An 8,347-nucleotide genomic window follows, 5' to 3' on the forward strand; every position below is an offset into this window, starting at 1 on the left:
TCATAGCACTTACCAAAATCTTCAATATCTTCCCAATACTCAGCCCCAGACAGACGAGCGAAAAAAATAAGAAGAACAATGTCAACGAGAGTATGTCGAATTTTCCAACTATCCCTTTTATCATCAATAGATTTCAAATAAGTAATTAAGAGATTCATAGAACCACCTCCTAAATCCATTATAGACTTAAGAACGGGGATTTTCGAATAATTATCGGTTTCTGAAAACTTACAAAATCTGCTTTTCTTCATGCGTTTGTCCTGGCTGTTTCAGTGTACTCTTTTTTAGGCATTTGGTCTTAAGTTATAGGTAAAATCATCAAAAGTTGCCTGTGAGCCAGCCTATTGTAAGAGAAGAGGGATTCCGTGTAAAGGCACGCTAACGCTCAAGGCCTTGACACAAAATCCCCTTCTCTTCGCTTGCCAACTAGGCTCAGCAGGCACCACTCTGCCAAATAAATTGGCCAATTTTTAGAAAAATGGTTGACAAATGGTAGAAAAAGGAGAATCCTTGGAAAAAAACAAGCATTCATACTGCTTCTCCCAAAGATTTTTTAAAGACTTCTCCACGTTTCGCAGGGCAGATTCTATCAACAATCCCCCAACCGCGCTTTCTTCTGATTACCAAGGGATGAGACCCCACTCTGAGACTAGGCTACTTTCTAATCCCCTCAAGAGCTGCTTCAATGTGACCTAAGACTTCTTTCAATGCCAGTTCATCATTGACAAAATCAAAACGGTCCCCATCGATTCGAATCTTCGGACTTTTATCATAAGCTTGGTACCAATCTGGATAAGCAGTATGAACTTGCCGATAGTATCCCTCTAAATCCGGATTCCCCTCAACCTGTTCATACTCCCGACCCCGACGCGCAATCCGATGTAACATAGTTTCAAAGGACACATCAATATAAATCAATAAGTCCGGTGCCTTCTTGGGCATCCCCTCCAACTCTTCCATCATATTATCCAACAGTTCATGGTAAACTTGATGCTCTTCCTGCGTGACATTGCCATTTCGATAATTCAGATCTAAAAACAGAGCATCCTCAAAAATCGAACGATCCAAGACATTGTTGTCATTTTTATAGGCTTCCTTAATACTCTTGAACCGTTTATTTAAAAAATAAATTTGCAAAAGAAAAGCATATTTCTCTGGATTTTTATAGTAGAGATCCAAAACGGGATTATCATCTACCGATTCATAGAAAACCTCTGTTCCAAAATACTCTCCCAAAGCCGCAGCTAGCGACGATTTTCCGGCACCAATTGTACCTGCTAAAACTAACAAAATTTTCTTCCCCTCCTTAGACTTTAAACCAGAACCAACAATCGACTCCCAGCAGTCAATGTTCCGTATCCTTCACTCATACTCTTTCTCTCTTGCTTCACACATTCCACCCCGCAAGATTGACTGGGTCAGGTTTCGAACAACTGTTGTTTAACCCAATCAACTACTAGGTCAAAGCGCTCTCGCTAACGCATAGAACCGAGGGAGTGGGACAGAAGTCTAGCCTCATTAACTTTGGTTAACAAAATGCTTTTGACGCAGTAGCTGATTGGCCTCTTCGTTCGCTTTTCAAGCTCGTAAGAAGGCCTAATCAGCCTTGCGGGAGTGGGACTACGAACTAAATTTTTTCAAATTTAGTTCTGTCCCACTCCCCTCTTTCTTATACCTCCATCGCACCGCTTTGTGGGCATCCAAAATCGTTTGAGTCGTGATTTTAGAATAGAAGTAGTATGAGAACGGATAACTTTGATTTTCAAAGAATCGTAAAAAGCTGATAACAGTCGTTCACAGGCCTTTAAGACCTATTGAATCGTATCAATAGAAGCAAGCAAAGCCCACACTCTCTAAAATTGATCAAGGAGACTTAACAAGATCAAATTTTGAAATGCAATGAGCCTTAAATGTTCACTTCACTCCTACTACTTTATCACAAAAAGGTAAACCTCAACATGAAGTTTACCTTTTAATCTCTAGTTTCTTCTCTTTTGGAAAAAGACAAAGACACCCAAAAGACCACTCACAAACCCTAGCCAAAGAACCATGGGATTCGATCGACTAGCTGTTTTCGGCAATATCCCTACACTGGAACTCCAAAAAACAGCTTGCTCAGATGCCTGGTTAGGAGAAGCACCTCCCTTAGATACCAAACGTCTTCGAGGAGGATCCATCGGAGAAAGAACAACTTCCTCCTCTTCTTTACCAGAAAGAGGAGTCTCTTCCTTAGGTTTCACACTAGAACGACCATCCAAGGCTTCTTGGGCTGCCAAGAGCGCTGCCAACAGTTGATCCGCCCGAGCTTGTGATAACAACTCGTCTGTCAAGCTGGCTTGTGCTTGTGCAAAGGCTTGATCATAAGCCTGCTTCACAGCCTCCGAAGCATTCAGATAACGCGCATCTGTCTGCCGCAACAGACTAGCAGTCTGAACCGCTGATTCAAGAGCTGATTGCTCGGTCGCCTGACCATCCAAGGCTAACTTAGCAGACTCAACTGTTGCCAAGGATTGATTAACTTGAGCCTGGCTTACATTGGCTTGGGACAACAAGGCTTGAGCTGACGCTACTGCTGCATCATAGGCCTGACGACTTGACTCGCTACCATTGTAATAGGCTGGACTTGATTGAACGGAAGCGGAAGCTGCGACCGCTGCGTTTAGTGGACTCAAGTCGGTCGCCTGACCATCCAAGGCTAACTTAGCAGACTCAACTGTTGCCAAGGATTGATTAACTTGAGCCTGGCTTACATTGGCTTGGGACAACAAGGATTGAGCTGACGCTACTGCGGCATCATAGGACTGACGGCTTGACTCGCTACCATTGTAATAAGCTGGACTTGATTGAACAGAAGCGGAAGCTGCGACTTCTGCGCTAAGCAGACTCAAGTCGGTCGCCTGACCATCCAAGGCTAACTTAGCAGACTCAACTGTTGCCAAGGATTGATTAACTTGAGCCTGGCTTACATTGGCTTGGGACAACAAGGATTGAGCTGACGCTACTGCGGCATCATAGGACTGACGGCTTGACTCGCTACCATTGTAATAGGCTGGACTTGATTGAACCGAAGCGGAAGCTGCGACATCTGCGTTAAGCAGACTCAACTCGGTCGCCTGACCATCCAAGGCTGACTTGGCAGCCTCCACAGCGGCTAGAGCTTGCGAAGCCTGTACTTGACTCACAGTGCCTTGACCTAACAGAGCTTGGGCTGCGGTCACTGCTGCATCATAGGACTGACGACTTGACTCGCTACCGTTGTAATAAGCTGAACTTGATTGAACGGAAGCGGAAGCTGCGACCGCTGCGTTTAGCGAACTCAAGTCGGTCGCCTGACCGTTGAGGGCGCGGCGGGCAGCTTGGACATCAGCCAAGGCTTGGTTAACTTCTGCCTGAGGAAGGTTCTCCTTAGATAGAAGCAGTTGAGCGGTTCTGACAAGTGTGTTGTAGGCAACTTGCAGCCCACTCTCCGCATTGTAATAAGCCGCTTGTTGGACTTGATCCGGATAAGCCTCCAGTTCTGCGATAAGAGCTGTCACATCTGTTGGCAAACCATTGAGGGCTTCCGTGCTTAGGCGAAGGTTGGTCAAAGCCCCATCGACCTCAGCCTGCGCATGTTTTTGGGCTAGCACTTCCCGTGCCCGATCCAGCGCTTGGAGCACTTCTTGGCGACGCGCATCATCCGCATTGTAATAGAGAGCCAGTTGCTCCAATTGGGCCAATTCTTCTAGATAGTGAGCCAAGGCCGTTTTATTGATCAAGGTCAAACGTTTTATATTCAAGCGCTCCGCCAACACTTCAACATCCAAATCCTCTAAAAATTCATAACCGGCAGGTAGCTGGCTAACTAGCTGGTAGTGACCCACTGGTACTAATTTTCCATAGTCGGTCTGCGAATATTTAGCTTGTGGCAGGTTGAGTAGCGCTTGTTGTCCATCAAGGAGTTGCATGCTCACTCCTTCTGGTAAAAGTTGATCGACGTCTACCAAGAGGTGAGCTTTCTCTTTCAAAAGCGCTTGGAAGTCAACATTGGCAATACTATTGGTTTCATCCAGGTGTACCACAAACTTGGTTTCACCGGCTACCGATGACCACTCGCTATCATGCAAGAAGAGTTCAAAGGTGTAGGTTCCAAATGGTAATTTGAGGCGGTCCAAATCTCCGGCATAGCGAGGGATATCCGCAACCACCTGGCCAGACTCGTCACGAACAGAGTAAGAGTAGATATTTGATAGAGGTTTCCCTGTGTCCTTGTTTAAGAGAGAGACCTTAACCAGACCACGATCGTTCCCAATTTCTACCAAATTTTTAACTTTTTCATAAACAACATTCCCTGCATAATCTTCGACGGAATAGTAGAACTGTGAAAGATCTGCTAAATCGAGTGGGAGGCTGAAACTGCCGTCTTCATTCCGCGCTACATAAACACGATGGTCTTGAACAGTCACATCGCCATCGGCCTGCATCACAGACAAGGTTGTAAAGCCGGACTCATCTTTGACCAAGTAGAAGACCCGCTCTCGGTAAAGACCTGATTCTCCACGATCCAAGGCTGGCCTTGGATGGAAACGGAGCTGCGCCTCGTCATAGGTCGCTGTGGTAATCACCGGTGCCTGGCGATCCACAACCACATCAAAGGCCATGGTCTGCACCTCAGCTCCAGGAACTTCTGAATAATAGGTCAAGACATACTGGTAACGACCATCTGGCAGACGTTTACCCTGGCTATCACGACCAGCCCATTCTGTCTGATACAGAACCGTCGCCTTCTCATTTTTCTCGTTTCCACCAAAGAAGTTTTTATCGCCACTCTCTGGCTGGCTGGTCCATAGCGATTCCTTTCTCTCGAGATCATCTGCCCGATAGACACTTGCGACCAGGTTGGTATAATTCCGGAGGAACACTCCCTTGAAGACGAGTGAATCCTGATTGCCGTCCCCATTTGGCGAAAGGGCCAGATGAGGTTTACCAGCACCATCTACTACAAGAGTAAATTGTTGGTCCTCTTGCTTAAAGGCTCCAAGAGTCTTCAAACTAGACTCGCCGGCCTTACCGGTCGACACTACAAATTCACTGGAATCAGTAATCAAACCTGTATAAGCTTGATCGGCATCAATCACCTGATTCTGGGGACTGAAATAGAAACCACCTTGACCATCCGCCAGAAGATCATAGATCGGCTGCTCCACAACCGCGAGGTTTTGGAATTGACCACGGAAACCGACATAAGGGAGACTAACGACTTCACCCCCATCAACTGGATCCTTGAAGCTGACAAAACCTTCCAGATAATAACCATTCGGCATCAACTGACCGAGTTCTTCCGCAAACCTAGACGCATCCAAGGAAATGGTCACAGTTGTTGCTGACTGAGCTTTGACCGTTACTGTTCCACCCGGAACCTCTTGCAAGAGACGCGGAACCAAGCTAATCCGCCCTTCCTCAACGGTATCTGTTGTCACCTGTGTCACATACTCTAGGGTTTGGTCTTGAGCGGTTAAATTGTGTAAGGTCACCGTAAAGTCAAACCGATCCCCAACATTACCCAAGGTCACACTGCTGTAGCCATCAGCTCCAGTCAGGTAAAGACCGGTCGCAAGCGCCGCCTTTGTATCAATCAATCCCGCCCCCTGTTGTCGTGGAGAAGTATAGACCGAGCTTGCTGCTTGAACATGCGGGCGTGCTGTTGACATTAGAAGGTGCTTAACCAGAGCCTCTAATTCTTGCGGCGTCTTATCTGGATACTGAGCTTGCAGAGCTTGTTTCACTAACACCGCTGCTCCTGCAACATGGGGCGCCGCCATACTCGTTCCCTGCATATTGGCATACTCCTGATCATTGATAGCCGCGTAAATCGAACCTCCAGGTGCCGCCAAATCTGGTTTCAACTCCCCATCCGCTGACAGTCCCCAGCTCGAGAAGTCTGACAACTGGCCAGCTTCCGGATTCGGTACAATCTCCGATTCATTATTAAACCGAATCTTCAAAATCTGGCTGGCCAAGGCCTCACCAAATTCCATGGGAATAAAAGCTGATGGAATCGCGACAGCAGTCTCATCTAAGGACATGCTGACATTGGCTTCACCTGGACGATTATTAAAGATGACAACCCCTGCAGCCCCCGCAGCTGTCGCATGGGCAATTTTCTCTGAGAAGGTAATCTCCCCACGTTGGATCAAGGCTAGCTTGCCTGCCAGATCCAAACCGGCAAAATCCTCTTCTTTCCCGAGACCGGCAAACACATAATCGTATTCCTTACCGATTTCAAAGTTAATAGGACTCTTTTCTGGATTTTCAAAGGAACTGCGACCATAATTCAAACTAGCATCCTGCTCCAAACCAATAATATTCAAGACCTTCCGACCCATTGTTGTATTATTGTAAGAAGCAACAGAGATAGCATCACGCGCAGTTGACGGCGTCCCGACCAAACCGTAATCCGGCTGGCTGGCTAAAGGTAGGGCGTGACCAGAACCAAAAGCTCCATCATTCCCCGCCGCAATCACTACAGATACACCCGCCCGACGAGCGGCTTCAATCGCAGCGACCACTGTATCACTCATATTGACAACCGAACCATTGGCCCCACCCAGACTCAAGTTGATACTATCAGCCCCCAGCTTGACCGCATCTTCAATCGCCCGCACATAGAGAGGAGCACCCGTTGTTGCCTTCCGGTCTGAGAAAACCCGCATAAAGAGAACCTGTACTTCCGGAGCAACCCCATACATCAACTGACCCGCAGCCGGCCGACTCGGATTCCCAGCTGCAATACTGGTAACGTGCATCCCGTGCGATCGCTTATCCTCTTCTTTAATCACATCGTTGGCATCCACATAGTTGTAAGCAAAGACCACCTTGTCACTATACCAACGACCATAGTCAATCCCAGCAGCCGCCTTGGCCCGCTCCAGATCCTCAGCACTCTTAAACTTGGCTTCTGAGACATCTGTCAGACGCAGGCTATCATGCTCCACATCGAGGCCCGAATCAATAATCGCCACGACTTGCCCCTGCCCTCTGTATCCACGATCCCAGACCTCTGGAACCGCAATTAAAACATTACTATCCGCATTTTGCGGACGCGCCTCCGCAGACTGAACCCGCTCCTGACTCGCAGCAGCCACCACAGGTGCAGCAGCTTGGGTTGCCTCCGCAACTACCGGAGCTTCTATCACAGGCGCCGTAACTTCCACAGGAGCTGGCGCTGGTGCTGCTGCCTCAGCTACCTGAGCAGCAGACTCTGCCACTGAAACCTGCGGTAATTCTGGAGCATTGCTCACATCCGACGCTCCCTGCTGGAGTTCTACCTGGGGAGCTGCTGGAGCGACACTCAGCTCATCCGCCGAAACAGAGGAAGTAGCCCCCATCCATAAACTCACACCCAACAAGACAGAAACTGTCCCAATTTTATACTTTCTCAAGGAAAACCTTTCCTTCTTTTTCATAAGCATCCTCCTATCATGCCGCTATTCCTTGGCTTATCAGCTTCACGAAAACTCCTGCAGACCGTTTCATAAAGCTCAGATGACCCGTGGCTCTGCCATCACAACTGTGACGACCCACCCACTCTCATCTAACAAGCCAACTCCAATGCACTCGATCTCCATACTCTTTCCAGTTTCAATAGCTATAAGCCGACCGTCGATGCAAACACCTAGTCCACACACCCGATGATCTCTAACTAGAAAGCCGATCGTTTCACAGACCTTTAAAAATAGGGATTATTTTTAAAAGACTAGTTCCTGACCTTTCGTCATTGAAACTATTTAATCACAGAATTATCTTTATTTCAATTATATTCTGAAAATTCCGCGTTTTTTTGTCTATTCTTGTCAGAACATAAAAAGAAAAGGATGCCAGGTGCATATCCTACTAGCATCCTCTAGTTGCTTGAAATTTTCTTGAAAAGTTTTTTAATGTAGAAATTTCTCCGTACACAGTTCCATCCATGTAAAGATTGTAAATTTCTACATCTGTTTTAGAAGCAATTTGAGCAATATATCCTTTTGAAAGAGCTATAGTCATTTAGTTTGCTTTTAGTACGAGGCAGCGAGTCGCAGACAGTACTAGACGTACGGCAAGACGAGCTAACAAAGTAATAAAAGATAAACTAAACGACTATAATACCCGAATAACCTCTCTCTGTGTACGACCATTCCCTTCTCGAAAAGGCTTCTATACAAAACAAAAAGAGGCTGGGACAAAAGTCTAGCCTCATTGACTTTGGTTAATAAAATGCCTTTGACGCAGTAGCTGATTGGCCTCTTCGCTCGCTTTTCAAGCTCGGAAGAGGACCTAATCAGCCTTGCGGGGGTGGGACTACGAACTAAATTTTTTCAAATTTAGT

At 46.9% G+C, this 8,347-nt stretch carries 3 protein-coding genes; all 3 read right to left on the bottom strand.

Annotation, left to right across the window (positions count from 1 at the left end):
* Positions 1 to 158: transposase family protein (locus E5983_RS07445; protein ID WP_160333016.1), on the bottom strand; the 158-nt coding region annotated here is incomplete at its 3' end.
* A 496-nt stretch (positions 159 to 654) separates the two neighbouring features.
* Positions 655 to 1,293 (bottom strand): deoxynucleoside kinase, encoded by a 639-nt coding sequence (locus E5983_RS07450; RefSeq protein WP_160333242.1) that lies wholly within the window; start codon positions 1,291 to 1,293, stop codon positions 655 to 657.
* Positions 1,294 to 1,979: 686 nt separating this feature from the next.
* Positions 1,980 to 7,445, bottom strand: a complete 5,466-nt coding sequence (locus tag E5983_RS07455; RefSeq protein WP_160333241.1) for a S8 family serine peptidase — start codon at positions 7,443 to 7,445, stop codon at positions 1,980 to 1,982.
* Positions 7,446 to 8,347 lie beyond the last annotated feature (902 nt).

Source organism: Streptococcus danieliae (genome assembly GCF_009767945.1).
Taxonomy (GTDB): Bacteria; Bacillota; Bacilli; order Lactobacillales; family Streptococcaceae; genus Streptococcus; species Streptococcus danieliae.